Source organism: Streptomyces sp. LaBMicrA B280 (genome assembly GCF_049222185.1).
Taxonomy (GTDB): Bacteria; Actinomycetota; Actinomycetes; order Streptomycetales; family Streptomycetaceae; genus Streptomyces; species Streptomyces murinus.
Map to the genome: position 1 here is coordinate 137,888 of NZ_JBMJCT010000011.1, position 26,944 is coordinate 164,831.

Sequence of the window (26,944 nt, forward strand, 5' to 3'; positions counted from 1 at the left end):
CTCTTTCTATCACCCGGTACGGACAGCACAGCGGGCCGGATCCGCCCTGTTCCCAAGGGAGAACCGGCCCGTGATGCCTCCGTTACGCGCCTTCACGCCCCCTTCACGCGGCGCACGCGCGGCCCGTCGCGCGCCGGGGAGGAGCCGTCCGCCGCACTGGCTGATTCGCGGCGGCGAAGTGCTACGCGTCCTCCGCCAGTTCCAGCCAGCGCAGCTCCAGCTCCTCGCGCTCACCGGCCAGCTCCCGCAGCTGGGCGTCCAGTTCGGCCACCTTCGCGAAGTCCGTCGCGTTGTCGGCGATCCGCGCGTGCAGCTTGGTCTCCTTCTCGGAGACCTTGTCCAACTGCCGCTCGATCTTCTGGAGTTCCTTCTTGGCGGCGCGCTGGTCGGCGGCGCTCTTCTCCTGCGTGGCCGGCTTGGGCGCCGCGGCGGCGTTGCGCTCGGCGACGGCCTCCTCCATGCGCTGCCGCCGCTCCAGGTACTCGTCGATGCCGCGCGGCAGCATCCGCAGCGCGCCATCGCCGAGCAGGGCGAACACCCGGTCCGTGGTGCGCTCCACGAAGAACCGGTCGTGGGAGATGACGATCATCGAGCCGGGCCAGCCGTCGAGGACATCCTCCAGCTGGGTCAGGGTCTCGATGTCGAGGTCGTTGGTGGGCTCGTCGAGGAAGAGAACGTTGGGCTCGTCCATCAGCAGCCGCAGCAGCTGGAGGCGGCGGCGCTCACCGCCGGAGAGGTCGCCGACCGGCGTCCACTGCTTCTCCTTGGTGAACCCGAAGGTCTCGCAGAGCTGACCCGCGGTCATCTCGCGCCCCTTGCCGAGGTCGACGCGCTCACGCACCTGCTGCACGGCCTCCAGGACCCGGCAGGCGGGGTCGAGTTCGGCGACCTCCTGGGAGAGGTAGGCGAGCTTGACCGTCCGGCCGACGGCGACCCGCCCACCGGCCGGCTGCGCCTCGCCCTCGGTGCGGGCGGCCTCGGCCATGGCGCGCAGCAGCGAGGTCTTGCCCGCGCCGTTCACACCGACCAGGCCGATCCGGTCGCCGGGGCCGAGCTGCCAGGTGACGTGCTTGAGCAGCACCTTCGGGCCGGCCTGGACGGTGACGTCCTCCAGGTCGAAGACCGTCTTGCCGAGCCGGGAGGAGGCGAACTTCATCAGCTCACCGCTGTCGCGGGGCGGCGGCACGTCCGCGATCAGCTCGTTGGCGGCTTCGACCCGGAAGCGGGGCTTGGAGGTACGGGCGGGCGCGCCGCGGCGCAGCCAGGCCAGCTCCTTGCGGATCAGGTTCTGCCGCTTGGCCTCTTCGGTGGCGGCGATGCGCTCGCGTTCGGCACGGGCGAAGACGTAGTCGGAGTAGCCGCCCTCGTACTCGTAGACGTCACCACGCTGCACGTCCCACATGCGGGTGCAGACCTGGTCCAGGAACCAGCGGTCGTGGGTCACGCAGACGAGCGCCGAGCGGCGGTTCTGGAGGTGCCGGGCGAGCCAGGAGATGCCCTCCACGTCAAGGTGGTTGGTGGGCTCGTCCAGGACGAGCAGGCCCTGCTCCTCGATCAGCAGCTTGGCCAGCGCGATGCGGCGCCGCTCGCCACCGGACAGCGGGCCGATGACCGTGTCGAGCCCCTTGGGGAAGCCCGGCAGGTCCAGGCCGCCGAACAGGCCGGTCAGTACGTCCCTGACCTTGGCGTTGCCCGCCCACTCGTGGTCCGCCATGTCGCCGATCACCTCATGGCGGACGGTGGCGGCGGGGTCGAGCGAGTCGTGCTGGGTGAGCACGCCGAGGCGCAGCCCGCCGGAGTGGGTGACGCGGCCGGTGTCGGCGTCCTCCAGCTTGGCCAGCATCCGGATCAGGGTGGTCTTCCCGTCGCCGTTGCGGCCGACGACCCCGATCCTGTCCCCTTCCGACACACCGAGCGAGACGCCGTCCAGCAGGGCACGGGTGCCGTACACCTTGCTGACGTTCTCGACATTGACCAGGTTGACGGCCATTTCACTCCTGCTCGCGTGGGTCGGTCAGCCTTCTAGCGTAGGGCCTCGGGGGCGGGGGTGACGCGCGAGGGGATGGTCACTCTTCGTGATGACGTGATCGGGAACGGGCCGCTACCGTAGAGGGCCTTGGCCGGCATCTACCACGATCACGTCGAGATCACCGCCCCCTACGGCATCGGCATCGACCTGACCGCCGTCGACGCCCTCTGAGCCCTACAACACCGTCGCCCCCGCCACCGGTCCCGCCGCCGTCCGTACCGTGCGGCAGGTGCCGGAGGCGGTCAGGGCCGCCGCGACCTTCTCGGCCGTGGCGGCGTCCGGGGTGAGGAAGGCCGTCGTGGGGCCCGAGCCGGAGACCAGGGAGGCGAGGGCGCCCGCGTCGCGGCCCGCCGCCAGGGTGGCCGCCAGTTCCGGGAAGAGGGACAGGGCGGGCGGCTGGAGGTCGTTGGTGACGGCCGCCGCCAGCGCGTCGGCGTCGCCCTTGGCCAGCGCGTCCAGCAGGACCCGCGAGGCCACCGGCTCCGGGATCCGGCGGCCCTCGGCCAGCCGGTCGAACTCGCGGAAGACCGCCGGCGTGGACAGCCCCCGCTCGGCCATCGCGAACACCCAGTGGAACGTGCCGCCGACGTCGAGGCCGGTGAGCCGCTCCCCGCGGCCGACGCCCAGCGCGGCGCCGCCGACCAGGCTGAACGGCACATCGCTGCCCAACTCGGCGCAGATCGCGAGGAGTTCGGCCCGCGAGGCGCCCGTGCCCCACAGCCGGTCGCAGGCGAGCAGCGCGCCCGCGCCGTCCGCGCTGCCGCCCGCCATGCCACCGGCGACGGGGATGTCCTTGTCGATGTGGAGGTGCACGTTCGGCTCGATGCCCCGGCGCGCGGCGAGCGCGAGGGCGGCGCGGGCGGCGAGGTTGGTGCGGTCCAGCGGGACCTGGGCGGCGTCCGGGCCCGCGCAGGTGACGCGCAGTTCGTCGGCGGGGGTGACCGTGACCTCGTCGTACAGGCCGACGGCGAGGAAGACGTTGGCGAGGTCGTGGAACCCGTCGGGGCGGGCGGCGCCCACCGCGAGCTGGACGTTGACCTTGGCGGGGACGCGGACCGTGACGCTCACTGCGCTCCTTGGGCTGTGCGGGCGGCCGGCGTCAGGCGCCGGTCTGGGCGTGCTCGGCGATGCGGGCGAACTCCTCGACCGTCAGCGACTCGCCGCGGGCCTGCGGGGAGATCCCGGCGGCGACCAGGGCGGCCTCGGCGGCGGCCGCGGAACCGGCCCACCCGGCGAGCGCGGCCCGCAGGGTCTTGCGGCGCTGCGCGAAGGCCGCGTCGACCACCGCGAAGACCTGCCGCTTCGTGGCCGTCGTCGCGATCGGCTCGGTGCGCCGCACCAGGGAGACGAGCCCGCTGTCGACGTTCGGCGCGGGCCAGAAGACATTGCGCCCGATGGCGCCGGCCCGCTTGACCTCGGCGTACCAGTTGGCCTTCACGGACGGGACGCCGTACACCTTCGAGCCGGGCGCGGCGGCGAGCCGGTCGGCGACCTCGGCCTGCACCATCACCAGGGTGCGCTCGATGCTCGGGAAGGTGGCGAGCATGTGCAGCAGCACGGGGACGGCGACGTTGTACGGCAGGTTCGCGACGAGCGCGGTCGGGGCGGGGCCCGGCAGCTCGGTGACGTCCATCGCGTCGGAGTGGACGAGGGCGAAGCGGTCGGCGCGGGCGGGCATGCGGGCGGCGACGGTCGCGGGGAGGGCGGCGGCGAGCACGTCGTCGATCTCCACGGCGGTGACGCGGTCGGCGGCCTCCAGCAGCGCCAGGGTGAGCGAGCCGAGCCCGGGGCCGACCTCCACGACGGTGTCGTCGGGGCGGACCTCGGCGGTGCGCACGATACGGCGGACCGTGTTCGCGTCGATCACGAAGTTCTGGCCGCGCTGCTTGGTGGGGCGGACACCGAGCGCGGTCGCGAGCTCGCGGATGTCGGCGGGGCCGAGGAGGGCGTCGGGGGCGGGGCTACTCACGGGACAAGGGTACGGGGCGCCGGTGGGCGCCCCTGACAAGCGCCCCCTGACCTACCCGTGCAGCCGCTCCCCGCAGTGCGGCCAGGGGCTCTCCCCGCGCCGCGCGTACAGCTTCTTCGCCCGGTACGTCTGCTCCGACTCCGACGCGTCCTGGGGCAGTCCCGTACCCCCCAGCGTGTGCCAGGTGTGCGCGTCGAACTGGTACAGACCCCCGTAGGTCCCCGAGGCGTCCACCGCGTGCGGGTCGCCCCCGGACTCGCACACCGCGAGGCCGTGCCAGTTCAGCGCGTCGACCCCCGCGGCCGAGCGCGGCGCCGCCTTCGTGCCGACCTTCACCACCTGCCGCCGCGGCCTGCGCACCACTTCCGTCCCCTCCCGGCGCGGCTCCTGGCGCACCCCGTTGACCGTGCGCAGCAGATACGTGATCCGCCGCAGCCCGGGGCGCCCGGGGCTGGCGACGACCTCGGTGCCCTTGAGCAGCGTGGGGTCGTACGTCCGCTCGGTGCGGAACGGGATCTCCTCCTCGCGCACCTCCCGCCCCCCGGTCACCCGCAGCACGGTGACGGTCTGCCCGTCGCGCGGGAAGCTGTCGGCCGGTACGGAGAGCATGTCGTCGGCGCCCAGGGTGACCCCGGCCTCCGCCACGGCCTCCCCGACCGTCGCCGCGTTGGTGCGGATCGTGCGGGCCCGCCCGTCGGCCATGACCGTGACCGCCCGCTCGGTGCGCACATCGAGGGCGAGCCCGGCGCGGCCGATGCTCTGGGAGCGCGAGGCCGACAGATACGCGCCCTCCGCGCGCACCCCCAGCTCCCGCAGCGCCCCGTCCACGGTCCCCGCCGTCGTCCACACCTGGTGCGGCCGGCCGTCCAGGGTGAGCCGCACGGGGCGGCCGTGGCGCACCGCGATCGCGTCGCCGCCGGAGAGCGGGGTGTCGGGGGCGGGCGCGACCAGATCGTGCTCGCCCACCTGGACGCCCTCCTCGGCGAGCAGCGCGTGCACGTCGTCGGCGAAGGTGTGCAGCGCCCGCGGCCGGCCGTCGACATCGAGCCGGATCGCCCGGTCCTGGGCGACGAACGCGGTGGTGCCACCGGCCAGGAAGGCCACCACCAGCGCCTGCGGCAGCAGCCGGCGCACCACGGAGTCCGGCCGTTCGGCCGCCCGCGCCCCGCGCCGGCGCGCACGCCGGCCACCGCGCCGCTCCGGCGACGCGCATGTCTCCAACCGCCGTTTACCGCTCACGCCGACACGCTCCACAGGGGCCGAAAGGTCCGGATCGGGGGCAGAACCTAGCGGAGCATCGGTCACTCTCCAAAGCGACGCGACTACGGAACGCTACGAAAGTGGGGCTATGCCGGGTAGTCGAAGGCGCGGGCCGTGTTCGTGTTCAGGGCCGTCGCCAGCGCGTCTTCGCCGATGCCGCGTACGGCGGCCATGGCGCGCACGGTGACCGGAACGAGGTACGGCGCGTTGGGCCGTCCGCGGTACGGCGCCGGGGTGAGGAAGGGCGCGTCGGTCTCCACGAGGACCAGTTCCAGCGGGGCGACGGCGAGGGCGTCGCGCAGATTCTGGGCGTTCTTGAAGGTGACGTTGCCCGCGAAGGACATGAAGTAGCCCTCGCGGGCGCAGATCTCCGCCATCTCGGCGTCGCCGGAGTAGCAGTGGAAGACGGTGCGCTCGGGGGCACCCTCCTCCTTGAGCACGCGCAGCACGTCGGCGTGGGCCTCGCGGTCGTGGATGACGAGCGCCTTGCCGTGCCGCTTGGCGATCTCGATGTGCGCGCGGAAGGACCGCTCCTGGGCGTCCTTGCCCTCGGGGCCGGTGCGGAAGTGGTCGAGGCCGGTCTCGCCGACGCCCCGGACGTGGGGCAGCGCGGCGAGCCGGTCGATCTCGGCGAGCGCCTCGTCCAGCGCAGCCTGCCCGCCCGGCTCCCTGGCCCCCTTGCGCGACCAGCCGTCGGGGTCGCCGTGGACGATCCGCGGTGCCTCGTTCGGGTGCAGGGCGACGGCGGCGTGCACGTTCTCGTACGTCCGCGCGGTCTCCGCCGCCCACCGGGAGCCGTCGATGTCGCAGCCGACCTGGACGACCGTGGTGACCCCGACCGACGCGGCCTTCGCCAGGCCCTCCTCGACGGTGCCGGACTGCATGTCGAGGTGGGTGTGGGAGTCGGCGACGGGCACCCGCAGGGGTGCGGGCAGCGGCGGCGCCGCGGTCTTGTCGTCCGGGGAACCGTTCCGGCCGGTGTTCGAAGGCATGTCCCGATCCTACGAAAGGGACGCGGCCCCGGGCTCCGGCGCCCGGGGCCGGGCGGCGGTCAGCTCGCCCTGCGCTGGAAGGGGTGCAGCAGGTCCGACAGATGCCAGTGGTGCGGCGTCCCGGTCGCGGCCCCCGCGCTCTCACCGGCGGCCGGCACCTGCGGCACCTCCACCGGCCCGGCGAGCGGCGCCCCGCGCCGGGTGCCCGTGCCCCGTACCGACGAGACCTGTCCGGCGCGCATGATCCGCAGCACGTGACCATCGCAGTTCTGGCAGCTGGGGCTGCGCAGCGGCGACGGCACGACGTGCCCGTCGGCCACGTACCGCACGTACTGCTGCCCGTCGGCGTCCGTGTGGTGCTCTATCTCGTACGACTGCTCCCAGCCGTGCCCGCAGCGCATGCAGGCGAATGAATACGACTCGTGAACAACGGCTGTGGCCGTACCGCGGAGGCCGGTCCGCCCTGCGATCTCACTCATGCCAGCTCCTCGTTTCCGCTGGACGAGCACCCCTGAGCGGGGTCCCTTCGACCAGTGGACGCCTTCGCCGACGCGAATGCACCAGGGCTGTCGAGTGTTGGAGCCGATTTGAGTCTTCCTTGCCGAAAAGCCCCTGCGGACCGCCCGTGCGCTTTGCCAACGGCGACAGCCTTTTGCCGCCCGTTGGCCGATGCGCTCATCCGAGAAGATCCCTGCTCAGAGGGGGTGTGACGGACGTCCCGAAAGGGGCGCGGGAAACTGCGCGACCGGCCCCGACGCACCCGCACCCCGCAGCGCATCGCACCCCCACGGCGCTGTCGGAACTCCGCCCTCACCCAGCGGAGCGCTTCGCTGCCACAACGGCGTCGAACACGACCCTCTTCGGCAGCCCCGCCTCCACCGCCACCGCCGCGATCGCCTCCTTGCGCCGCTCCCCGGCCTCCTCACGCACCCGCACCCGGCGCACCAGTTCCGCCGCGTCCAGCTCCTCCGGGCCGGTCTCGGGCGCGCCCTCGACCACGACCGTGATCTCGCCGCGCACCCCCTCCGCGGCCCAGCGCGCCAGCTCGGCCAGCGGACCCCGGCGCACCTCCTCGTACGTCTTCGTCAGCTCCCGGCAGACCGCGGCCCGCCGCTCGGCGCCGAAGACCTCGGCCATCGCGGCGAGGGTGTCGTCGAGGCGGTGCGGGGCCTCGAAGTAGACCAGCGTGCGCCGCTCGCCCTCGACCTCGCGCAGCCGGGAGAGCCGTTCGCCCGCCTTGCGCGGCAGGAAGCCCTCGAAGCAGAACCGGTCCACGGGCAGCCCGGACAGGGCGAGCGCGGTGAGCACGGCGGACGGCCCGGGTACGGCGGTGACCCTGATGTCCTTCTCGACGGCCGCCGCGACCAGCCGGTACCCGGGGTCGGACACCGACGGCATGCCCGCGTCCGTGACGAGCAGCACCCGCGCCCCGCCGGTCAGCTCCTCGACCAGTTCGGGCGTGCGCGCCGACTCGTTGCCCTCGAAGTACGACAGCACCCGGCCGCCCGGGGTGACGCCGAGCGCCTGGGTGAGCCGGCGCAGCCGCCGGGTGTCCTCGGCGGCGATGACGTCCGCGGTCTCCAGCTCCTTCACCAGCCGGGGCGGGGCGTCCGCGATGTCGCCGATGGGGGTACCTGCGAGGACAAGGGTTCCAGTCACGCCCCCATCCTCGCAGGGGTCCGCGAGCCGGAGGAAAACGACCGCTTCGCGGCCCGCGCCGCGCATGCGCGGGACTCGCACAGCACCGTTCCCTACGATGGCGCGGTGACCAGTACCGCGTCCTCCATGGATCTGAGGCAGGGCCAGGCGCCGCACGACCGGCGGCCGCCGTGGCAGCAGCGGCTGCGCCGGTTCGGGTACGCGCCGGCGAAGGACACGCCTGAGGGCGATGTCCGGGACCGGCTGGTGCCGCCGTACACGCAGCCCGGTCCCCGGCTGTGGCGGGCGCTCGGCGCCCCGCCCGTCCTGGCCGACCGGATCAACCGCTGGTCGGGCTGGGTGGGGCCGCTGCTGGTGACGCTGGTCGCGGGCCTGCTGCGGTTCTGGAACCTGGGCAGTCCGCGGGCGGTGATATTCGACGAGACGTACTACGCCAAGGACGCATGGGCGCTGGTCCACCGCGGCTTCGAGGTCAACTGGGACAAGAACGCCAACGACGTGGTCCTGCAGACGCACGGGCATCTCGCGATCCCGGCGGACGCGGCGTACGTGGTGCATCCGCCGGTCGGGAAGTACGTGATCGGGCTCGGCGAGCTGATGTTCGGGTTCAACCCGTTCGGCTGGCGGTTCATGACCGCGCTGCTGGGCACGCTGAGCGTGCTGATGATCTGCCGGATCGGGCGCAGGATGTTCCGCTCGACGTTCCTGGGCTGTCTGGCGGGCGCCCTGCTCGCGGTGGACGGGCTGCACTTCGTGATGAGCCGCACCTCGCTGCTCGACGGTGTGCTGATGTTCTTCGTGGTGGCCGCGTTCGGCTGTCTGCTCATCGACCGGGACCGGTCACGGGCGAGACTGGCCGCCGCGCTGCCCGTCGGACCGGACGGCATGGTCCGCCCGGACGCGCGGGTCGCGGACTCCGTCCGGCTCGGCTGGCGCCCCTGGCGCTGGGCGGCCGGGCTGATGCTGGGCCTGGCCATCGGCACCAAGTGGAACGGCCTGTACATCCTGATCGCCTTCTGTGTGATGGCGGTGCTGTGGGACGTCGGCGCGCGCCGGGTGGCCGGTGCCCGCCATCCGCGCCGTGCGGTCCTCAAGCACGACCTCGGCATCACCTTCCTGGCGACGGTCCCGGTGTCCGTCGCCGTCTACCTGCTGTCCTGGCTGGGCTGGATCCTCTCCCCCACGGACGGCACCGGCGGTTACTTCCGCAACTGGGCGATCACCGACGGCCGGGGCGGCGCCTGGTCCTTCCTGCCGGACTGGCTGCGCAGCCTGTGGCACTACGAGCACGAGGTGTACGAGTTCCATCTGCACCTGGACTCCCCGCACACCTACCAGTCCAACCCGTGGAGCTGGCTGGTGCTGGGCCGCCCGGTGTCGTACTTCTACGAGTCCCCCTCCCCCGGCACCGACGGCTGCCCGGCGGACGCGGGCCAGAAGTGCGCCCGCGAGGTGCTGGCCCTCGGCACCCCGCTGCTGTGGTGGGCGGCCTGCTTCGCGATCGTGTACATCCTGTGGCGCTGGGCGTTCCGCCGCGACTGGCGGGCCGGTGCCATCGCCTGCGCGATCGCGGCCGGCTATCTGCCCTGGTTCCTGTACCAGGAGCGGACGATCTTCTTCTTCTACGCGGTCGTCTTCGTGCCGTTCCTGTGCCTGGCCGTGGCCATGATGATCGGCGCGATCATCGGCCCACCGGGCTCCAGCGACACCCGCCGCGTGGCCGGCGCCACCTCGGCGGGCGTCCTGGTCCTGCTGATCGCCTGGAACTTCATCTACTTCTGGCCCCTGTTCACCGGCACGGCGATCCCGATCGACAGCTGGCGGGCGAGGATGTGGCTGGATACCTGGGTCTAGCTGGGCAGACACCACGAGGGCGCGGTCATCGGGCCGCGCCCTCGTGGTCGTTGACGGGTGCTGGTGTGCGCTACTGGCCGCCCTTGGACGGCCCAGAGACGGCCTGCGGCAGATCTGCAGCGGGCTCCCGGGGGATACCGGGGGAGCCCGAGTCTGCGCGGGGATGCACGGGGCGGACAGTAAGCATCACTTCAGTCTGCGTCATCGAGTGAGAACAGAACGTCGGTCGCGGCGATGGACAGTGTGTTCGCTCCCACTACCAGGTCGTATCTGGGACTCAGCGGCATGGAGAAGTTGTTCTTGGATCCCGTGATCATCATGCGCATGGTCTCCAACATGGGTTGCGGCACCACCAGTCGCTCAGGCTGGTCAGGCAACGTGAACGTCTCCGGTCCGCTACGACGGGCAGAGCCGCCACCACGGCTAGTCACCCGAGGCTTGCGCACACCCGGGTACAGGGCAGCGTAGAGCCCGGCGAACAGGTTGACGTGGTTACTGCCTGCGGCGGAGAGGCGACAGATCGCGATGTCGTTGAGATGGCGCTGCTCGACCAGACGTGTGGGCAACATCTGATGGTCCTTGCACAGCAGTCTGGTGACCGTCCAGGTGCCAGCGTCCGAACGCACCGTGGCGTCGACGTTGTGGAGATCGACCAAGAGTTGCCAGAGGTCCGACGGCTGCGCTGAGCGGTGAAATCGTTCCAAGCGCTGGGGTATGCGGGCCAGGTCTCTGTCGTAAATCTCGTTCCAGCGACTCTGGGCGTGGCTCGCACTGGCTTGCCGTGCCCGGTCGGTGTCGTAGTCTGCGATGACCCGCTCACGTTGGGCCCGCACCTGGCTCTGCCGCAGCTCCCCCAACTCGTAGGTGAGGACACGCCGTATGCGTTGAACTGGCCGACCATAGGAGGCGGCCAGTTCAATCAGATTCGGGTCTTCGGGTGACGGCCCCCGCCATGGCCCCGCCTTGGGTACGTAGTACTCAGCCATGGCGACGACCAACTCGAAGGCGCGGGCCTGGCGTCGTCGTACGGCGGGCGTGCGGTCGATGGCGATCTCGATGACGTTGCTCGGCAGCCCCAGGGCGTCGGCGACCTCATCCAGGAACTGCGGGCGACGGCTGGGCACGATGCCCTCGTTCTCGAACCTGCGGTAGTTCTTGACGGAGATGCCGAGGCGATCCACCACGTCCTGCGCCCTCATTCCGTAGGCCCGCCGGAAGTCCGCGAGGGTCCAGGACTTGTATGCGTCATGGTTCATCAACTGCCACGGGTGCACCTTCAGCGCCCGAGCAAGGGCCCGCAGGCGTGGCGGGTCTGGCACTCTGTGCCCATTCTCGTAGGCCAGAATCTGCGCCTTGGTCGCCCCGACAGCGGCTGCCAGCTCCTCGGCCGTCATCGACGACATGTGCGGACGCGCGTAGACATTCATCCGGAGCGCCCGTAGCTCAGAGGGGTTGAAGTCGGCCAGACCTCGTGCCATGCGTGTGCTCTTTCTCGTCGCGGGGACCAGTTTAGAGGTACCATCCGTACGCCACGACCGGATCACAGTGGCGACTATCGTGGCGCCCTGAACTGCACTGCTGTGTTTTTTAGCGGCAGAACTGGTGGAGGCCAACGCGGAAGTGCGCGAAGTTAGTGACCATCGACCGCGCGGTTTGGAGACCGCGGTCCATGTGTTAGCGGTTATGAAAGTGGCCCTGCACCTCCACGGATAGCTACGCCGTTGGCGGAGGCACAGGGCCGGCGTAAGGGAGCGAGCTCCCGGAAGGCTCTCTGTTGGCGCAGGGGGCCTTTCGCCGTTAGAGGTGGCTTTCGATCAGGTGACGTAGCCAGGCACCCAGTGCCTGGAGTATCAGCCAACCCGCCACCTTTTTGGCGATCTTCCGGTTGTCACGCTTCCCGCCATTCGGCGGGTTTTCCATACGCAGCATCTCCTCTCGGCCGTGGAGCCGATCGGCCCCGATCGGGTCGCCCGATCGACGGATTACGCCGCGAGAGAAGATGTTGGGATGAGCTTACCGGGTCCCACATACAACACCGGTCCCTGAGCGAGCACTCCTGTGCCAACTACCGCCGACAATCGCTCCTTGACGGTTAATTGACACCCGACATTCCGCTTCTTGGTCGAGAGCAACCCTTGAACGTACGGTCGAATGAGGGCTGTTGGGGTGCCACTTCATGGGCCTTGACGTTGCGTGCAGTTCAGGGACGAGGGGGCGTCTACAGCATCTGGCCCAGTTACTCGCACTGTGCGATCCACCAAAACTGCCGTCTGTGCGATGCGTCACTATCCGTGTGTCATCGTGTCGCGCTCGCTGCAACCTTGGTTGCGCGAACATTGTGCGGCGCGCCGAGGGTGCAGCGGGCTGTGGTGCGCCCCCTGCGCAGGGCCCTGTCCTGCATAGGCGTTGCCCGGTGCCGGAGGTTAGGGCCGAGGAACACTGGAACGCAGTTGGCGGGAAGGGCGGACCCCTGATCGCCCACCAGGCCCCGAACGGCGACTGGACGGCCCACGACGCCGTACCGGCACGCGCGGACGAGCTCGTGCTCAGCTGTCATGATGCCTGACACGCCCGGAACGACTTCTTCCGCGCGCACTCGGGCGCACTTCCACACGCAGCACGGCATGGCGCTCCCCGACGATCCGGGCGGGAATGTGGAGAGCGGCCGGAGGTGGCGCGGCAACGTGGAGCAGGACCGGCACCGAGGCTCCTTGCGCACCGTGGTGGACAGGCGGAGCCTCCAGAACTGCACAGCGGGCTCACCATCCAGGAGGATCCTGCGATCGCCACCCCGGTGACCGGTGGCTACGACGCGGAGCTCAGTCCCTGGGACAGAGAACCCCGCTGTCATCCACGTCGCCTCGCTGACCAGCCCGCAACTCACGGGTCATTCCATCATGTTCGGCAGGAACGTACTGCTCAGCGACATCCTGACCCGCGACATGGGCGAGGTGCACTTCGTCGCCTGCCGCTTCCTCAAGACCAACCGGCCCGGTACCCGTAACCAAGGCCGACTCCAGGACCACGACTACCCGGGCGAGGGCGGCGACCTCTACATCCCTCGGTACAGCTCTCCTCAAGCGACGCGTCCAAGTTCCGGGCACCCCATATGATCATGGGCATGTCCGAACTGCGTGAGCGTGCCGTGCGCAATCAGCTGGCGTTGGGGGAACAGCTCCTGGCGTACGCCTCCGTCGTGCCCGCGGCCGGTGCCAAGGGTGTCGGTGTGAACCTCGGCGGTGTGCTCGCGAACGATCTGATGAGCCAGGTCGGCGCGCGGGGCGGGATGGCGGGCGGCATCGCGTCACAGATGCCGGGGACGTCCGGGGCGCTGCTGCTGCGCGTCACCGACCAACGGGTCGGGCTGGTGAAGCCGTTGGACGGCACACCGGTGTGGGAGGTGCCCAGGGCGTGGGTGGCGCGGGTCGAACGGCGGCCCCGGCTCCAGCTGATGGCGCGGTTCCGGGTGCACTACGCCGACGGCTCCTGGCTCGCGTTCCTCACCATGCGCCGCCGGAACATCGAGCGGTTCCGCGCTCTCCTGGGCTGATTTTCCGGTCCGATTGTCGCAACCGTGCTACGGAATGACCGGGGACGTCACCCGCCCCGCTCGGGACTTTAGGGTGAGTGCCGTCGTTGGGGAGACGAGGGGCGGGGGACCCTGGGAAGCGCGGAGGAACAGAGGCTGTGGGGAAGAGAAGACGGGCCGCCGAACGGCGCACTGCGCCGCCCGGCGTGATAGGCGGAGTCATCGCCCTGGTCGTGTGCGGCGCCGGACTCACCGCGTACGCGCTGTACGACGGCGGTTCGGCGGCCGGTGAGACGAGCGCCACCGCGCACCACCAGCAGGTCAAGTCCGGCCCCCTCAGCGCGGCCGAGGTGCACACCGCCGCCACCGCCTTCCTCACCTCCTGGCAGCACGGCCGGATCGCCGACGCGGCGGCCGCGACCGACGACGCCTCGGCCGCGACCGCCCTGCTCACCGGCTACGGCAAGGACGCCCACCTCACCGGCCTCACGCTCACCCCGGGCACCGCCACGGGCGCCAAGGTGCCCTTCTCCGTCAAGGCGACGCTGGCCTACAAGGGCGTCTCCAGGCCGCTGGCGTACGGCAGTTCGCTCACCGTCGTACGGCGGGCGAGCGACGGCAAGCCGCTGGTCGGCTGGCACTCCTCCGTCGTCCAGCCCGATCTGCGGGACGGCGACACGCTGGTCACCGGCCATGCCGGCACCCCGCCGGTCAAGGCGCTGGACCGCGACGGCGGCGAGGTGACGGCCGCCAAGTACCCGTCGCTGGGCACCGTGCTGGACGGGCTGCGCGAGAAGTACGGCAAGAAGGCGGGCGGCACGGCGGGCGTGGAGCTGCGCGTGGTGCGCGGCAAGGCGTCGCAGCAGGCGAAGCTGTCCGACAAGACGCTGGTGACGCTGAGCCAGGGCACCCCGGGCACGGTGAGGACGACCCTGGACCCGGCCCTCCAGGCGGAGGCCGAGGGGCAGGTCGGCAAGCGGCCGCACGCCTCCGTGGTCGTCCTGCGGCCCTCCACCGGCGAGATCCTCGCGGTCGCCAACAGCGAGCACGGCTTCAACGTCGGCTTCCAGGGCTCGCTGGCGCCGGGCTCCACGATGAAGATCGTGACGTCGACCATGCTGTTCGAGAAGAAGCTCATCACCCCGGACGCCTCGCACCCCTGCCCCAAGACGTACAAGCTCGCGGGCTGGACGTTCCACAACGACGACGACTCCGAGATCAAGAAGGGCACCTTCAAGACCGCCTTCGGCGCCTCCTGCAACAACGCCTTCATCAACTTCGCGCCCAAGCTGTCGAACAGCGATCTGACCGAGGAGGCCCAGCAGGTCTACGGCCTCGGCAGGGACAACTGGGCCATCGGTGTGCCCACCTTCGACGGCTCCGTCCCGGTGCAGAGCGGCGCGCAGATGGGCGCCTCGCTGATCGGGCAGGGCGGGGTGCGCATGAACCCGCTGAACATGGCCTCCGTCGCGGCCACCGTGCAGTCGGGCCGCTTCCGCCAGCCCTATCTGGTCTCCCCCGACGTGGACCACCGCACCCTGGCGACGGCCGCCCGGACCATGTCCGCGACGACGCGGTCCCAGCTCAAAGAGGTCATGAAGTTCACCGCCGACTACGGCACGGCCGCCAAGGCGATGGCCGGCCTCGGCCCGGACTACGGCGCGAAGACCGGTTCGGCCGAGGTCGACGGGCAGAAGAAGCCGAACGGCTGGTTCACCGCCTACCGGGGCGACCTGGTGGCCGCGGGCGTGGTGCAGGCCGGCGGGCACGGCGGTGACACCGCCGGCCCGATCGTGGCGGACCTGCTCAGGAAGGGCGGCTGACCGGACCGGTCAGCTGTGCACGGGCACGGCCGTGTAGGTCCGGCGCAGGAAGCGGATCAGCGCCTTGGAGTCGAACTGGAGCACGTCGACGCCCTGGTCGGAGTGGAACTCCACGACCGCCTGGACCCGGCCGCACGGCCACACCCGCACCGAGCCGCTCTCGGCCGGTGCCCGCAGCCCGCGCTCCAGCAGGGAGCGGGAGAAGGTCCACTCATGGGCGCCCGGGAGATCGATCCGCACCGAGCGCGGATCGTCCTCGGGGTCGTACCGCAGCCGTACCGGGACGGCCCCCGGGTCCTCGTCATCCGTGACGACATGGGCGCGCGCGTACTGCTCGATCACAGACATGGGAACGCCCTTTCACGCTGAGTAACCCTCACGAAAGCCATTTCGTCCGCTTTCATCCAGTTCCTCTCCAATGTCGCACATTTCGCTCGGCCCGCCCCCGGAGGGAAGAGGCGAGTACCCAGTACTTGCAAAGGGTTCGCAACAAGTGTCTAAAATCGAACGGTGCATGTACCTGACGGATTCATCGACGCCCCCACCTCCGCCGTCACCGCAGTGGTCGCCGCCGGCGCCCTCGCGGTGAGCCTGCGCGGTGCCCGACGGGAACTGGACGAGAAAACCGCACCACTGGCGGGACTGGTCGCCGCCTTCATCTTCGCGGTGCAGATGCTGAACTTCCCCGTGGCGGCCGGCACCAGCGGCCATCTGCTGGGCGGGGCGCTGGCCGCGATACTCGTCGGCCCTTACACCGGTGTGCTCTGTGTGTCCGTGGTGCTGCTGATGCAGGGCGTGCTGTTCGCGGACGGCGGGCTGACCGCGCTCGGCGTCAACATCACGGACATGGCGCTGGTCACCACCGTGGTGTCGTACGCCGTCTTCCGCGGTCTGCTCGCCGTGCTGCCCTGGGGGCGCCGCTCGGTGACCGTGGCCTCCTTCCTGGCCGCGCTCGTCTCCGTGCCGGCCGCGGCCTGCGCCTTCACCCTGATCTACGCGGTCGGCGGCACCACCGACGTCTCGATCGGCAAGGTCGCCACCGCGATGATCGGCGTCCATGTGCTGATCGGCGTGGGCGAGGCGGTCATCACCGCGCTGACGGTCGGCGCCGTGATCGCCGTACGCCCGGACCTGGTGCACGGCGCGCGCGGGCTGCGGCAGCGGCTCCGGCTGCGGGTGGACGGCGAGCTGGTCGACGCGCCCGCCTCGCCCGTCTCCCCCGCGACGGCGCCCGCCTCGCGGCGCAAGGTGTGGGTGACCGGCCTCGTCGCCTCCCTCGTGCTCGCCGGTTTCGTCAGCTTCTACGCCTCCGCGAGCCCCGACGGCCTGGAGAAGGTCGCGCACGACAAGGGGATCGACACCCGGGCGAAGGAGCACGCCTCGGCCGGCTCCCCGCTCGCCGACTACGGCGTCAAGGACGTCTCCGACGCGCGCCTGTCCGGCGGGCTCGCGGGCGTGATCGGGGTCGGGGTCACGGTGGTCGCGGGCAGCGCGGTGTTCTGGGCGGTGCGCAGGCGCCGCGACACCGACGTCCCGCCCGTGAGCCACGGTCTCTGACATGGGTGCGGGCCACGCCCATCGCCTCTACCGGCACGCGGACTCGCCCGTGCACGCGCTCCCGCCGCACACCAAGCTCGCGGCCGTCCTCCTCTTCGTGCTGGTCGTGGTCTCGACCCCGCGCGAGGCGATGTGGGCGTTCGGGGCGTACGCCGTCCTGCTCGCGGCGGTGGCGCGCGGCGCCCGGGTGCCCGCCGGGTTCCTGCTGCGGCGGCTGCTGATCGAGGTGCCCTTCGTGGCGTTCGCGGTGCTGATGCCGTTCGTCGCGGAGGGCGAGCGGGTGCACGTCCTCGGCCTCTCGCTGAGCGTCGACGGGCTGTGGGGCGCCTGGAACGTGCTCGCCAAGGGCACCCTCGGCGTCGCCGCCTCCGTGCTCCTCGCGGCCACCACCGAGCTGCGCCAACTCCTTCTGGGCCTTGAGCGGTTGAAGCTGCCGCCGCTGCTGGTGCAGATCGCCTCCTTCATGCTCCGCTACGGCGATGTGATCACCGACGAGATGCGCCGGATGCGGATCGCCCGCGCCTCCCGCGGCTTCGAGGCACGGGGCGTACGGCACTGGGGGGTGCTCGCCAAGTCGGCCGGCGCGCTGTTCATCCGCTCCTACGAGCGCGGGGAGCGCGTGCATCTGGCCATGGTGAGCCGGGGGTACGCCGGTTCGATGCCGGTCATCGAGGAGGCGACCGCGTCCCCCGCGCAGTGGCGCCGCGCCCTCGCGCTCCCCTGCTCGGCCCTCATCGTCTGCCTGTTGGGATGGACCCTGTGAGTACGACCAGTACGGCCAGTACGACGGGTACGGCCACCGCCTCGCTGGAGGTCTCCGGCCTCGCCTTCGCCTACCCCGACGGCCATCAGGCCCTGTTCGGCGTCGACTTCACCGTCGGACGCGGCGAGCGGGTCGCGCTGCTCGGCCCCAACGGCGCCGGCAAGACCACCCTGGTGCTGCATCTCAACGGCATCCTCGGCGGCGGCGCCGGGACGGTCACCGTGGCCGGGCTGCCGGTCGGCAAGCGGCACATGGCGACGATCCGGCAGAAGGTCGGCATCGTCTTCCAGGACCCGGACGACCAGTTGTTCATGCCGACGGTGCGCGAGGACGTGGCGTTCGGCCCGGCGGCGGCCGGGATCAGGGGCGCGGCCCTGGAGGAGCGCGTACGGGGCGCCCTGGACCGGGTCGGCATGGGGGACTTCGCGGACCGGCCCCCGCACCATCTCTCCTTCGGGCAGCGGCGGCGCGTCGCGGTGGCCACCGTGCTGGCGATGGAGCCGGAGATCCTGGTCCTGGACGAGCCCTCCTCCAACCTCGACCCGGCCTCCCGCCGCGAGCTGGCCGACATCCTGCGCTCGCTCGACGTCACGGTCCTGATGGTCACGCACGACCTGCCGTACGCCCTGGAGCTGTGCCCGCGCTCGCTGATCCTCAGCGACGGCGTGATCGCGGCCGACGGGCCGACGGCGGAGCTGCTGTCCGACGAGGAGCTGATGCGGGCGCACCGCCTGGAACTGCCGTTCGGCTTCGACCCGCGAGCCACGGAGCCCCGGGTGACAGGACCTCGGGTGACGGAACCTCGGGCGACAAAGGTAACGAAAACGGACGCCTGATCTCGCCGAGGAATCGCAGGCCCACACCCGCTGTTGCACCCACTGTCGCAGGCGAGCGGAAGGGAATGCGGGACATGGAGGGCGCGGACGTGGTCGTGAACGGCACGGTGGCCGAGGGCTTCGAGCCGGTCAGGGAGGCGTTCGCAGCGAACTTCGCCCTGCTCGGGGAGCGCGGCGCGGCGGTCGCCGTGTACCGCGACGGACGGCGGGTGGCCGACCTGTGGGCGGGCGCCAAGGACGTGGACGGTACGGCCCCCTGGGAGCCCGGCACCGCCCAGATCGTGCGCTCCGCCACCAAGGGCGTCGTCGCCGCCGGGCTTCTGCTGCTGCACCAGCGCGGGGAGCTGGACCTGGACGCGCCGGTCGGCACGTACTGGCCCGAGTACAAGGCGGCGGGCAAGGAGCGGACCCTCGTACGCCATCTGCTCGCGCACCGCGCGGGCGTGCCCGTCCTGGACCGCCCGCTGACCCCGGCCGAGGCGGCCGACCCGGACCTCGGCGCGGCCGCCGTCGCCGCGCAGGCCCCGGTGTGGGAGCCGGGCACGGACCACGGGTACCACGCGCAGACGTACAGCTGGCTCACCGGGGAACTGGTCCGGCGGGTCACCGGGCGCCCGGTGGGCGAGTGGCTGGCCGCCGAGATCGCCGGGCCGGTGGGCGCCGATCTGTGGCTCGGGCTGCCCGCGGCCGAACAGGGGCGCGTCGGACGGGTCGGGGACATCGAGGCGCCGCGGTCGGCGGGCGCGCTGAAGCTGCGTCCCAAGCGCTCGGTGTCCGCGGCCTACGCCGACCCGGACTCGCTCACCCGCCGCGCCTTCGCCGCGATCACCCCGCTCCCGGACGAGAACGACCCCGCGTACCGCGCCGCCGCCCTGCCCGCCTCCAACGGCATCGCGACGGCCGACGGACTGGCCCGCGTCTACGCGTCGCTGATCGGTGAAGTGGACGGCGGGGTACGGCTGTTCACGCCCGAGACGATGGACCTGGCCCGCGCGGAGCGGTCGGCGGGGCCCGACCGGGTGCTCGTGGTGAACACCCGCTTCGGCCTCGGCCACATGCTGCACGGCAGCGCGTCCCCGCTGCTCGCCCCCGGCTCCTTCGGCCACCCGGGCCGCGGCGGCGCGCTCGCGTTCGCCGACCCGGAGTCGGGCATCGCGTTCGGTTATGTCACCAACGGCTTCCGCAAGAGCGTGACGGCGGACCCGCGGGCGCAGGCGCTGGTACGGGCGCTGAAGGTGGCGCTGGGGGCGTGAACCGGCCGGGCTCGGGGCTCAGACGTGGATCGGGTGCGAGGTGCGCCCCGAATCCGCGTCGATCTCCGTGTGCGCCTTGTTCAGCAGTTCCATGGCGATCTGGTTGAGGGCGCGGGCCCCGGCGATCTCCTCGCCGACCCTGGGCTGGTCGTTGTCGATGTGATGGCGGCTGGCGTGTCCGTGCCCCCGGACCTCGCTGCCGTCGGGCAACCGGACCAGGGCCGCCGCGCGCGTGTGCTGACCGTCCTCCTCGAACTCCAGCTCGACATGCCACCCGACAGCGGTGTGCATCATGGTCTGCGTCTGCTGCATGGTCTGCGTCATGTCGGCCACCTCCGGGCAACGCACGTTCCGGCTGTCTCCAGGGTGCTCCCGGCCGCGGCGCACGTCATCTCGGCGGCCGGGCTCAGTTCCCGTCCGTCTCCTCGAAGCTGGCGAAGTACGCGGCGGCCATGTCCTCCTGGCCGTGCCCCTGGGCGGCGGCGCGGGCGAACCGTTCGGCGGTGGCCTCGGCCACGTCGAGGCGTACGCCGTTCCCCTGGCCCGCGGCCACGATGAGCCGGGCGTCCTTCTCGGCGGTGGTCACCGCGAACGACGCCGGGGTCAGCCTGTCCTCCAGCAGCACCTGGGACTTGGCCCGCAGGTACCCCATGTCGAGCGGGCCGCCGCCGATCAGCTCGAAGAACTTCCCCGGGTCGACGCCGAGGCCCTTGGCGAGGGCCAGCGTCTCGCCGGTGGCCGCGGTGACGGCGAGCACCCAGCTGTTGGCGACCAGCTTCAGCCGACTGGCGCTGCCCTCGGCCCCGTCCGTGCCGGTCCACAGGGTCTTGGCGCCGACCGCGTCGAACACCGGTGTGACCGCCGCGCGCCCCGCCTCGGGCCCGGCCGCGAGCACGGTGAGCTTCCCGGCCTCGGCGGGCTCCTTGGTGCCGAGCACGGGGGCGTCGTAGAAGAGCAGTCCGTGCGCGTCGGCGAAGGCCGCCAGGTCGCCGATCAGCTCGGACCCGGCGGTGGTGGACTGCGCCCAGGCGGCGCCGCGGCGCAGTGCGGGGGCGGCCTCCCGCATGACCTCGAGGACGGTGTTGCCGTCGTAGAGCATCGTCAGGACGACATCGGCGCCCTCGACGGCCGCCCCGGGGGTGTCGGCGATCCGGGCTCCGTCGGCGGCCAGCGGCTCGGCCTTGTCCCGGGTGCGGTTCCAGGCGCGCACCTCCAGCCCCGCCCGGCACAGATTGCGGGCCATGGCGGCGCCCATGATGCCGGTGCCCAGGACGCTGACGATCGGCTTGTCGCTCATGACGCTCCCTGAAGTCATAGTGTGTCGTCTCCAGCTTCCCGTACCACGGGAGGCGCCGCAGGAACCGGAGGACAGATGCGACGCTGCGGACCCGTGTGGCCCGTGTGGCTTCTCGGCGGTGCCGTGGCACCGGCGCTCCTGCTCACCGCCTGCGCCTCGAAGGGCGACCCCGCGCCCCCTTCACCCGCGCCCCCTCACCCGCGGCCACGCACCGAAGCGGCGCGGCGCAGACCGAGAAGAAGCTCACCGACCAGGCGCGGTCCGCGCTCGACGCGGTCACCGACCGGGGCGGTTCCATGGTCGAGTCGGGCGTCGAGCGCGTCGCGGACGGCGTGCACACCCGGCCCGGGCTGACCCATGGCACGGCCTACAAGCTGACCGTGGTGTGCGCCGGGAAGGGGATCGCGCGGATCGTCGTGGCACCGTCCGGGGCGGGCGGGGAGAAGACGGTTCCCTGCGACGGGTCCGTGGTCTTCGAGCGTTTGGCGGCCGAGGGCGCGCTCAAGGTCGATGTGCGGGGGGAGCCCGGCGCGGCGGGCATGATCGCCTGGCGGATCAACGCGGCCTAGCCGTGCGTGGCCGCGCGGGGTAGGGCGGGGTGGGGCAGGTGGCGTCGGGGACCGCCGTCCAGGCGCACGGCGACCAGTTCGGACGCGGGAGTGATACCCACACCGCTGAGGAGCCTCTCATCGCTCTCCGTGCCGTTCCTCCGGGCCCAGTCGGAGCCCAGATCCCTGAGCTGCCGCTTGCTGCGCTGGTCGACCAGCACCCAGTCCCGGCCGTATCTGAACGGCCGGACGAAGCCGTCGAGGGCGTCCGCCCACAGGGCGTCGAGGAAGCCGCTCACCGTCTGGGTGCTGAAGAGCGTGCAGCGGAACGTGTCCCCGGGGGCCTTCGTGATGGGACTGATGTCGACGGTCAGAACGCGCTCGGCGAGGGCCTGTTCGGCGCTGGCCATCGCCTCCTCCAGCACGTCGGAGGCGTCCGAGGGACTCTCCAGAGCCGCCGGCAGCACCACCCGCAGCGTGTCGTTGACGACCGCCTGGATGATGTCGGGATCCTGCGCGGCCCGTCGGCGCATGCCGTCCACGTAGGTGCTGACCGGGACGTGCTCGGGGAAGTCCCCGGGTGCGTACAGCACCTCCGGCCGCTGCCACAGGATGAGGAAGAACACGGCGGACACCAGGACGGGGAACGAGACCGCGAACACCGCGAGCAGCCCCTGCACCCAACCGCTCGACTGGGCGGCGGCGATACCTACCGTGGTCTCCGAGAGCCCCAGGAACAGCGCGATGATCCACAGCGGGTTGAGTACGCGCGGAGGGTGCCCCGGCGGGGGTTCGCTTGCCATCGCACCAGGGTGGCAGGGAGGCACCCCCGAGGGGACCGCTCCATCCGGCGCTGACGCGAACGACTCGCTCACGGCGCGATCACACCCCGTCGGCGGGCCGCTCACGCACATCCACGAGGGTGGCCCGTGCGTGGGTGACGAGTTCCTTCGGTTCGATCGGGAAGACGGCGTACGGCGTCCCCGCGGCGGCCCACAGCACGTCGTGCGCGAGCAGCGAGCGGTCGGCGAGCACCCGGGTGCTGGTGCGGTGCCCGAAGGGCGGCACGCCCCCGATGGCGTAGCCGGTGACCTCCCGCACCACCTGCGCGTCGGCCCGCCCCACCTTCTTGACCCCCAGCTCTTCCCGGACCCGCTCCACATCCACCCGGGACGCCCCGTCCATGAGCACGAGCACCGGCACCCCGTCGGCGGCGAACACCAACGACTTGCAGATCTGGCCGAGTTCACATCCCACGGCCGCGGCTGCCTCCACGGCGGTCCGGGTCCCCTCGGGAAACCTCCGGGCCCGCCCGAGCACCTCCTCCAGGCCCAGTTCCCTCAGCGCTCGCGCGAAACGCGGGTGCGCTCCCGATCCGTCGGCGTCGGTGGCGGCTGTCGTCATAGGGGGCACGCTAGCGCCGAGCGGGGGGCGGAGCGACCGATTTCGCTTCGGCGGGGCCTGTGGCTCACCAGTCGGTGAGATCCACCCGATACCGGCAGTGCGGGTCGTCCACGGCGGCGGTTGTCCGCCATTCCTCGCCGGCTCGAAGCGGGATCTCCTACGCGGTGAGCCGGCCCGGCGCGCACTCCCCTTGTCACCGATGACGACCCGCACCGCGGGGGCACCCAATGGCGCGGGCAGCACCCCGCGTACATGCTGGTCCTCCAGCAGCGGCGCGTAGACGAAGTCCAGCAGAAGAGCGGCCACTTCCACCTGGAGGCCTTCGATCTCGCGGTCGCCCCCGCTCACGAGGTCACGATGCCGCGACAGCGCACTTCAGGAAACCCGACCAGGCGGCCGGGGTGACCGTCAGCCGTGCGACGCCCGAAGTCTTCGAGTCGCGGACGTGCACCATGGCGGGGGTGACAGCTACCTCGACGCAGTCGCCGGGTTCGCCACTGCTGCTGTAGCTGCTCTTGAACCAGTGCAGCTCCGCGGTGCTCATGGTCCTAGCGATGCCCACCGACCTGGGCGACGAAATCCACCCAGGCGGAGGGGGCGACGGTCAGGTGCGCGGTGTGGGGGGTCTTCGAGTCACGGACGTGGACCGTGGCGGGGGTGGCGGCCACCTCGACGCAGTCGCCGGGCTCGTTGCCGTCGCTGTAGGTGCTCTTGAACCAGTGGAGTTCCGGCGTGCTCATAGCCCTAAAGATGCTCGCCGACCAGAACGAGGAAACTCGTCCAGGCAGAAGAGGCCACAGTCAGCTGCGCGGTGTGCGGGCTCTTGGAGTCACGGACGTGGACCGTGGCGCGGGTGGTGGCCACCTCAACGCAGTCGCCGGGCTCGTTGCTGCTGCTGTAGCTGCTCTTGAACCAGTGGAGTTCCGGCGTGCTCATAGTCTCCCCAGCGCGTGCTCGATGAAGGCCCGTGACTCCCTTGGCGGGAGCGCCTGCGTGCGGATCATCCCATAGCGCAGCTCAAGGATCCGAAGGTCTCGGGGGCTTTCGACCGGGCGACCGTTGAAGGCTCCGTCGGACCGGCCGATCGCGGTGCCGTCGGCGAATTTCAGCACCTCCAGCAGGCCGTGCATCCCGGCATGATCCTCCCGTTCGGTAGGCATGACCTGGACCGATACGTTGCGCAACCGGCTGATCTCCAGCAGGTGTTCAAGCTGGTGACGCAGCACCATTTTCCCACCGATCGGGCGCTCCAGCGTGACCTGTTCCTGAACAAAGCTGAGGGAGGGAGCCGGTTCCCGGTCGAAGACCGACTGGCGTCCCGTGCGCCCGGCGACCTCGCGTTCGATGACGTCCCGCGCGAGCGGCGGTTGCCGTACCTCGTAGAGCGCGGTCATGTACTCGGCCGTCTGCAACAACCCATGGATGTTGTGGTTGCTGTACAGCAGCATCTCCACGGCCCGGTCCTCCAGCTCCTTCAGCCGGCGTACCTTCTTCGGGTACCGGGCCCGTCTCATGTCCTCCATGAAGGCCCGGAGATGGCCGTTCGCGTGCAGGACATGGTCGGCCTTGTCCAGGAACTCCGGGCGTGGAATGCGCTGTCCCCGCTCGATCTTCCTGATCAGGTCCTCGCCGTACCCGAGCACTTCCGCCAGCTCACCGGGGCGCAGCCCCGCCGCCTCCCGGCACACCCTCAGCAGCCGCCCCACCGCCTGCACCACCGGTTCGATCTCGTCACCGGGTTCGACGTCCCAACCGGCCTCGTCCACACCGTCGTTCACGTGCCACCTCCCGTCGTCGCCGTACCCGTACAACGCAGCGCAGCGCAGAGCCAGGACAGCACGGGACAGACCCCGGACAAGAAAGAAGCCGGTGAGGGTGCAGCCCCGTCCCCACGGGCACCCTCACCGGCCGTCACAGGCGGCAGTCGTACGTCAGACGCGTACCAGCTCCCGCTCGTCCTCCTTGCCGTCCGCGGCCTGGGCGCGCAGGCCCTCGCCCTCGACGTCCACGTTGGGCAGGATCCGGTCCAGCCACTTCGGCAGCCACCAGGCGCGCTTGCCCAGCAGGGCGAGGACGGCCGGGACGATCGCCATGCGGACGACGAACGCGTCGAAGAAGACGGCGATGGCGAGGCCGAAGCCGATCATCTTGACCATGGACTCGCTGGAGCCGATGAAGCCGGAGAAGACGGCGATCATGATGACGGCGGCGGCGGTGACGACCCGGGCGCCGTGCCGGAAGCCCGTCACCACGGCCTGGGTCGGCTTCTCGCCGTGGACGTACGCCTCCCGCATCCGGGTGACGAGGAAGACCTCGTAGTCCATCGCGAGCCCGAACACCACGCCCACCATGAAGATCGGCATCATCGACATGACCGGGCCGGTCTGCTGGACGTTCATCAGGCCGGACAGCCAGCCCCACTGGAAGACCGCGACGACCGCGCCGAGCGCCGCGAGCACGCTGAGCAGGAAGCCGAGGGCCGCCTTCAGCGGGACGAGGACCGAGCGGAAGACCACGATCAGCAGCAGGAAGGCCAGGCCCACGACCAGGGCCAGGTAGGGCAGGAGCGCGTCGTTCAGGCGCTGGGAGACGTCGATGTTCATCGCCGTCGAGCCGGTCACCAGCAGCTTGGCGTCCGTCTTCGCGGTGATGTCCGCGCCCTTGTCGCGGATCGCGTGCACCAGGTCCTCGGTGGACTTGGAGGACGGCTTGGACTTGGGGACGACCGTGATGATCGCCGTGTCGCCCGCCTTGTTGGGCGTGGCCGGGGTGACCGCGACGACGTCCTTGAGACCCTTGATCTCCTTGCCGACCTCGCTGAAGGCCGTCTTGGGATGGGCGCTGCCCTTGGCGTCGACGACGACCATCAGGGGGCCGTTGAAGCCCGCGCCGAAGCCCTCGGACAGCAGGTCGTAGGCGCGGCGCTGGGTGGTGGAGGTGGGCTGGGAGCCGTCGTCGGGCAGGCCCAGTTCCAGGGAGGAGACCGGGACGGCCGCCGCGCCGAGGCCGATCACGCCGAGGAGGAGGACCGCGACGGGGCGTCGTACGACGAAACTCGCCCAGCGGGTGCCCATGTTGGGGCGGGCTGGCCGCTTCGCCGCGCGCCCGCCGCCGAGCAGCTTGCTCTTCTCACCGGCCGGCTTGACCCTGCGGCCGGCGTAGCCGAGCAGCGCGGGGATCATCGTGAGCGCGATCAGCACGGCGATGGCGACCGTGCCCGCCGCCGCGATGCCCATCTTGGTCAGCATCGGGATGTTGACGACGGACAGGCCGACCAGCGCGATGACGACGGTCAGACCGGCGAAGACCACCGCGGAGCCCGCCGTGCCGACGGCGCGGCCCGCCGCCTCCTCGCGCTCGCGGCCCTCGGCGAGTTCGGCGCGGTAGCGGGAGACGATGAACAGGGCGTAGTCGATGCCGACCGCGAGGCCGATCATCATCGCCAGGGTGGAGGTGGTGGAGCCCAGGTCGAGGGCGGAGGCCAGCGCGGTGATGGAGGAGACGCCGATGCCCACGCCGATGAGCGCGGTCAGCAGCGGCAGCCCGGCCGCGAGCAGCGAGCCGAAGGTGATGACGAGGACGACGGCGGCGATGCCGATGCCGATCAGCTCACCGGCGCCCTCCTCGGGCATCGCGGTGAGCGCGTCACCGCCGATCTCGACGGTCAGCCCGGCGTCCCGTGCCTGCTGCGCGGCCCCCTTCAGCGCGTCGCGCGAGGAGTCCTTCAGCTCCATGCCGGAGACCTTGTACTTCACCGAGGCGTAGGCGATGGAGCCGTCCCGGCTGACGGTGTGCCCGGTGTACGGGTCGGCGACCGAGGCGACCTCGGAGCCGTGGCCCAGCTCGCGCACCGCCTTGTCGACGGTGGCCTTGTTGAGCTTGTCGGTCATCTTCTCGCCGGCCGGCGCCTTGAAGACGACCCGGGCGGTGGCGCCGTCGGCGCTCATCCCGGGGAAGCGCTGCTCCAGCAGGTCGAAGGCCTTCTGGGCCTCGGTGCCGGGGATCGAGAAGGAGGAGTTGCCGGCGGGCGGCGCGGAGGCGGCGCCCACCCCGGCGAGGGTGAGCAGCGCGACCCATATCAGGGCGACGAAGTGCCGTCGCCGGAAGGCGAGCCGGCCGATTCGGTACAGGAATGTGGCCACGGAGGCGTACTCCCGGTCAGGTCGTGGGG

General features: G+C 71.3%; 26 protein-coding genes. 8 read left to right on the plus strand and 18 right to left on the minus strand.

Features of this window, described 5'->3' with window-relative positions:
• Nucleotides 1-181: 181 nt before the first annotated feature.
• The 7 genes from ACLF5H_RS10825 to rsmI form a co-directional block, all read right to left on the minus strand.
• Nucleotides 182-1,990: an ABC-F family ATP-binding cassette domain-containing protein gene (locus ACLF5H_RS10825; protein ID WP_421675846.1), complete on the minus strand. Its 1,809-nt coding sequence runs from the start codon at nt 1,988-1,990 to the stop codon at nt 182-184.
• Between the two features lie 213 nt (nt 1,991-2,203).
• Nucleotides 2,204-3,097, minus strand: a complete 894-nt coding sequence (locus ACLF5H_RS10830; protein ID WP_421675847.1) for a 4-(cytidine 5'-diphospho)-2-C-methyl-D-erythritol kinase — start codon at nt 3,095-3,097, stop codon at nt 2,204-2,206.
• Nucleotides 3,098-3,128: 31 nt separating this feature from the next.
• Complete coding sequence (gene rsmA / locus ACLF5H_RS10835; RefSeq protein ID WP_421675848.1) at nt 3,129-3,998, minus strand: 16S rRNA (adenine(1518)-N(6)/adenine(1519)-N(6))-dimethyltransferase RsmA; 870 nt, start codon at nt 3,996-3,998, stop codon at nt 3,129-3,131.
• Between the two features lie 51 nt (nt 3,999-4,049).
• Nucleotides 4,050-5,303, minus strand: coding sequence for a ubiquitin-like domain-containing protein (locus ACLF5H_RS10840; RefSeq protein ID WP_421675849.1), 1,254 nt, complete (start codon nt 5,301-5,303; stop codon nt 4,050-4,052).
• A gap of 41 nt (nt 5,304-5,344) precedes the next feature.
• Nucleotides 5,345-6,250 (minus strand): TatD family hydrolase, encoded by a 906-nt coding sequence (locus ACLF5H_RS10845; protein ID WP_421675850.1) that lies wholly within the window; start codon nt 6,248-6,250, stop codon nt 5,345-5,347.
• 59 nt (nt 6,251-6,309) lie between these two features.
• Nucleotides 6,310-6,729 carry a hypothetical protein gene (locus ACLF5H_RS10850; protein ID WP_421675851.1) on the minus strand — a complete coding sequence of 140 codons (420 nt, stop codon included), beginning with the start codon at nt 6,727-6,729 and terminating at the stop codon, nt 6,310-6,312.
• A gap of 331 nt (nt 6,730-7,060) precedes the next feature.
• Entirely contained in the window at nt 7,061-7,909 is an 849-nt protein-coding gene (rsmI, locus tag ACLF5H_RS10855) for a 16S rRNA (cytidine(1402)-2'-O)-methyltransferase (RefSeq protein ID WP_421675852.1), read from the minus strand.
• Nucleotides 7,910-8,014: 105 nt separating this feature from the next.
• Here rsmI and ACLF5H_RS10860 point away from each other — a divergent pair, with 105 nt between their 5' ends.
• The gene (locus tag ACLF5H_RS10860) at nt 8,015-9,763 is read left to right on the plus strand and encodes a dolichyl-phosphate-mannose--protein mannosyltransferase (RefSeq protein WP_421675853.1); all 1,749 of its coding nucleotides are present in this window, start codon (nt 8,015-8,017) and stop codon (nt 9,761-9,763) included.
• Nucleotides 9,764-9,954: 191 nt separating this feature from the next.
• Here ACLF5H_RS10860 and ACLF5H_RS10865 read toward each other — a convergent pair whose 3' ends face one another.
• Nucleotides 9,955-11,241 (minus strand): helix-turn-helix domain-containing protein, encoded by a 1,287-nt coding sequence (locus tag ACLF5H_RS10865; RefSeq protein ID WP_421675854.1) that lies wholly within the window; start codon nt 11,239-11,241, stop codon nt 9,955-9,957.
• Between the two features lie 1,643 nt (nt 11,242-12,884).
• Between ACLF5H_RS10865 and ACLF5H_RS10870 the strand changes: the two genes are divergently transcribed.
• Together ACLF5H_RS10870 and ACLF5H_RS10875 are read left to right on the plus strand one after the other, a co-directional pair.
• On the plus strand, nt 12,885-13,313 hold the full coding sequence (locus ACLF5H_RS10870; RefSeq protein ID WP_421675855.1) for a hypothetical protein: 429 nt from the start codon (nt 12,885-12,887) through the stop codon (nt 13,311-13,313).
• 137 nt (nt 13,314-13,450) lie between these two features.
• Nucleotides 13,451-15,115 carry a penicillin-binding transpeptidase domain-containing protein gene (locus ACLF5H_RS10875; protein ID WP_421675856.1) on the plus strand — a complete coding sequence of 555 codons (1,665 nt, stop codon included), beginning with the start codon at nt 13,451-13,453 and terminating at the stop codon, nt 15,113-15,115.
• 9 nt (nt 15,116-15,124) lie between these two features.
• On the opposite strand, the gene ACLF5H_RS10880 is transcribed toward ACLF5H_RS10875, so the two are convergent.
• Entirely contained in the window at nt 15,125-15,463 is a 339-nt protein-coding gene (locus ACLF5H_RS10880) for an SsgA family sporulation/cell division regulator (protein WP_421675857.1), read from the minus strand.
• A 162-nt stretch (nt 15,464-15,625) separates the two neighbouring features.
• Here ACLF5H_RS10880 and ACLF5H_RS10885 point away from each other — a divergent pair, with 162 nt between their 5' ends.
• From ACLF5H_RS10885 to ACLF5H_RS10900, 4 genes are all read left to right on the plus strand, one after another.
• On the plus strand, nt 15,626-16,672 hold the full coding sequence (locus ACLF5H_RS10885; RefSeq protein ID WP_421675858.1) for an energy-coupling factor ABC transporter permease: 1,047 nt from the start codon (nt 15,626-15,628) through the stop codon (nt 16,670-16,672).
• A gap of 1 nt (nt 16,673) precedes the next feature.
• Nucleotides 16,674-17,435 (plus strand): cobalt ECF transporter T component CbiQ, encoded by a 762-nt coding sequence (cbiQ, locus tag ACLF5H_RS10890; RefSeq protein WP_421675859.1) that lies wholly within the window; start codon nt 16,674-16,676, stop codon nt 17,433-17,435.
• The gene (locus ACLF5H_RS10895) at nt 17,423-18,271 is read left to right on the plus strand and encodes an energy-coupling factor ABC transporter ATP-binding protein (protein WP_421675860.1); all 849 of its coding nucleotides are present in this window, start codon (nt 17,423-17,425) and stop codon (nt 18,269-18,271) included. The genes cbiQ and ACLF5H_RS10895 overlap by 13 nt, the downstream gene beginning before the upstream one ends.
• 74 nt (nt 18,272-18,345) lie before the next feature.
• The gene (locus ACLF5H_RS10900; protein ID WP_421675861.1) at nt 18,346-19,524 is read left to right on the plus strand and encodes a serine hydrolase domain-containing protein; all 1,179 of its coding nucleotides are present in this window, start codon (nt 18,346-18,348) and stop codon (nt 19,522-19,524) included.
• An 18-nt stretch (nt 19,525-19,542) separates the two neighbouring features.
• On the opposite strand, the gene ACLF5H_RS10905 is transcribed toward ACLF5H_RS10900, so the two are convergent.
• Nucleotides 19,543-19,818, minus strand: a complete 276-nt coding sequence (locus ACLF5H_RS10905) for a DUF1876 domain-containing protein (protein ID WP_085568571.1) — start codon at nt 19,816-19,818, stop codon at nt 19,543-19,545.
• A gap of 112 nt (nt 19,819-19,930) precedes the next feature.
• Nucleotides 19,931-20,821, minus strand: coding sequence for an NAD(P)-dependent oxidoreductase (locus ACLF5H_RS10910; protein WP_421675862.1), 891 nt, complete (start codon nt 20,819-20,821; stop codon nt 19,931-19,933).
• 104 nt (nt 20,822-20,925) lie between these two features.
• On the opposite strand from ACLF5H_RS10910, the gene ACLF5H_RS10915 reads away from it, so the two are divergent.
• Nucleotides 20,926-21,390 carry a hypothetical protein gene (locus ACLF5H_RS10915; RefSeq protein ID WP_421675863.1) on the plus strand — a complete coding sequence of 155 codons (465 nt, stop codon included), beginning with the start codon at nt 20,926-20,928 and terminating at the stop codon, nt 21,388-21,390.
• Here the strand turns inward: ACLF5H_RS10915 and ACLF5H_RS10920 are convergent.
• The 7 genes from ACLF5H_RS10920 to ACLF5H_RS10950 form a co-directional block, all read right to left on the minus strand.
• Nucleotides 21,387-22,172, minus strand: a complete 786-nt coding sequence (locus ACLF5H_RS10920; RefSeq protein ID WP_421675864.1) for a hypothetical protein — start codon at nt 22,170-22,172, stop codon at nt 21,387-21,389. The two genes, ACLF5H_RS10915 and ACLF5H_RS10920, sit on opposite strands and share 4 nt — an antisense overlap.
• 79 nt (nt 22,173-22,251) lie before the next feature.
• Complete coding sequence (locus tag ACLF5H_RS10925; RefSeq protein WP_421675865.1) at nt 22,252-22,773, minus strand: YbaK/EbsC family protein; 522 nt, start codon at nt 22,771-22,773, stop codon at nt 22,252-22,254.
• A gap of 352 nt (nt 22,774-23,125) precedes the next feature.
• Nucleotides 23,126-23,317, minus strand: a complete 192-nt coding sequence (locus ACLF5H_RS10930) for a DUF397 domain-containing protein (RefSeq protein WP_402148263.1) — start codon at nt 23,315-23,317, stop codon at nt 23,126-23,128.
• Nucleotides 23,318-23,321: 4 nt separating this feature from the next.
• Complete coding sequence (locus ACLF5H_RS10935; protein WP_421675866.1) at nt 23,322-23,513, minus strand: DUF397 domain-containing protein; 192 nt, start codon at nt 23,511-23,513, stop codon at nt 23,322-23,324.
• 4 nt (nt 23,514-23,517) lie between these two features.
• The gene (locus tag ACLF5H_RS10940) at nt 23,518-23,709 is read right to left on the minus strand and encodes a DUF397 domain-containing protein (protein ID WP_421675867.1); all 192 of its coding nucleotides are present in this window, start codon (nt 23,707-23,709) and stop codon (nt 23,518-23,520) included.
• A complete protein-coding gene (locus tag ACLF5H_RS10945; RefSeq protein ID WP_256640596.1) occupies nt 23,706-24,551 on the minus strand; it encodes a helix-turn-helix domain-containing protein in 846 nt (281 codons plus the stop codon). Before ACLF5H_RS10945 ends, ACLF5H_RS10940 begins: the two co-directional genes overlap by 4 nt.
• A gap of 153 nt (nt 24,552-24,704) precedes the next feature.
• Nucleotides 24,705-26,915, minus strand: a complete 2,211-nt coding sequence (locus ACLF5H_RS10950) for an MMPL family transporter (protein ID WP_421675868.1) — start codon at nt 26,913-26,915, stop codon at nt 24,705-24,707.
• Nucleotides 26,916-26,944 lie beyond the last annotated feature (29 nt).

Coding starts and splice junctions, on each gene's coding strand:
- ACLF5H_RS10825 (WP_421675846.1), bottom strand. CDS start 1,990: ATGGCCGTCAACCTGGTCAATGTCGAGAACGTCAGCAAGGTGTACGGC.
- ACLF5H_RS10850 (WP_421675851.1), bottom strand. CDS start 6,729: ATGAGTGAGATCGCAGGGCGGACCGGCCTCCGCGGTACGGCCACAGCC.
- ACLF5H_RS10905 (WP_085568571.1), bottom strand. CDS start 19,818: ATGATGCACACCGCTGTCGGGTGGCATGTCGAGCTGGAGTTCGAGGAG.
- ACLF5H_RS10865 (WP_421675854.1), bottom strand. CDS start 11,241: ATGGCACGAGGTCTGGCCGACTTCAACCCCTCTGAGCTACGGGCGCTC.
- ACLF5H_RS10940 (WP_421675867.1), bottom strand. CDS start 23,709: ATGAGCACGCCGGAACTCCACTGGTTCAAGAGCAGCTACAGCAGCAGC.
- ACLF5H_RS10930 (WP_402148263.1), bottom strand. CDS start 23,317: ATGAGCACCGCGGAGCTGCACTGGTTCAAGAGCAGCTACAGCAGCAGT.
- ACLF5H_RS10925 (WP_421675865.1), bottom strand. CDS start 22,773: ATGACGACAGCCGCCACCGACGCCGACGGATCGGGAGCGCACCCGCGT.
- ACLF5H_RS10910 (WP_421675862.1), bottom strand. CDS start 20,821: ATGAGCGACAAGCCGATCGTCAGCGTCCTGGGCACCGGCATCATGGGC.
- ACLF5H_RS10900 (WP_421675861.1), top strand. CDS start 18,346: ATGGAGGGCGCGGACGTGGTCGTGAACGGCACGGTGGCCGAGGGCTTC.
- ACLF5H_RS10935 (WP_421675866.1), bottom strand. CDS start 23,513: ATGAGCACGCCGGAACTCCACTGGTTCAAGAGCACCTACAGCGACGGC.
- ACLF5H_RS10880 (WP_421675857.1), bottom strand. CDS start 15,463: ATGTCTGTGATCGAGCAGTACGCGCGCGCCCATGTCGTCACGGATGAC.
- ACLF5H_RS10920 (WP_421675864.1), bottom strand. CDS start 22,172: ATGGCAAGCGAACCCCCGCCGGGGCACCCTCCGCGCGTACTCAACCCG.
- ACLF5H_RS10870 (WP_421675855.1), top strand. CDS start 12,885: ATGTCCGAACTGCGTGAGCGTGCCGTGCGCAATCAGCTGGCGTTGGGG.
- cbiQ (WP_421675859.1), top strand. CDS start 16,674: ATGGGTGCGGGCCACGCCCATCGCCTCTACCGGCACGCGGACTCGCCC.
- ACLF5H_RS10845 (WP_421675850.1), bottom strand. CDS start 6,250: ATGCCTTCGAACACCGGCCGGAACGGTTCCCCGGACGACAAGACCGCG.
- ACLF5H_RS10895 (WP_421675860.1), top strand. CDS start 17,423: ATGGACCCTGTGAGTACGACCAGTACGGCCAGTACGACGGGTACGGCC.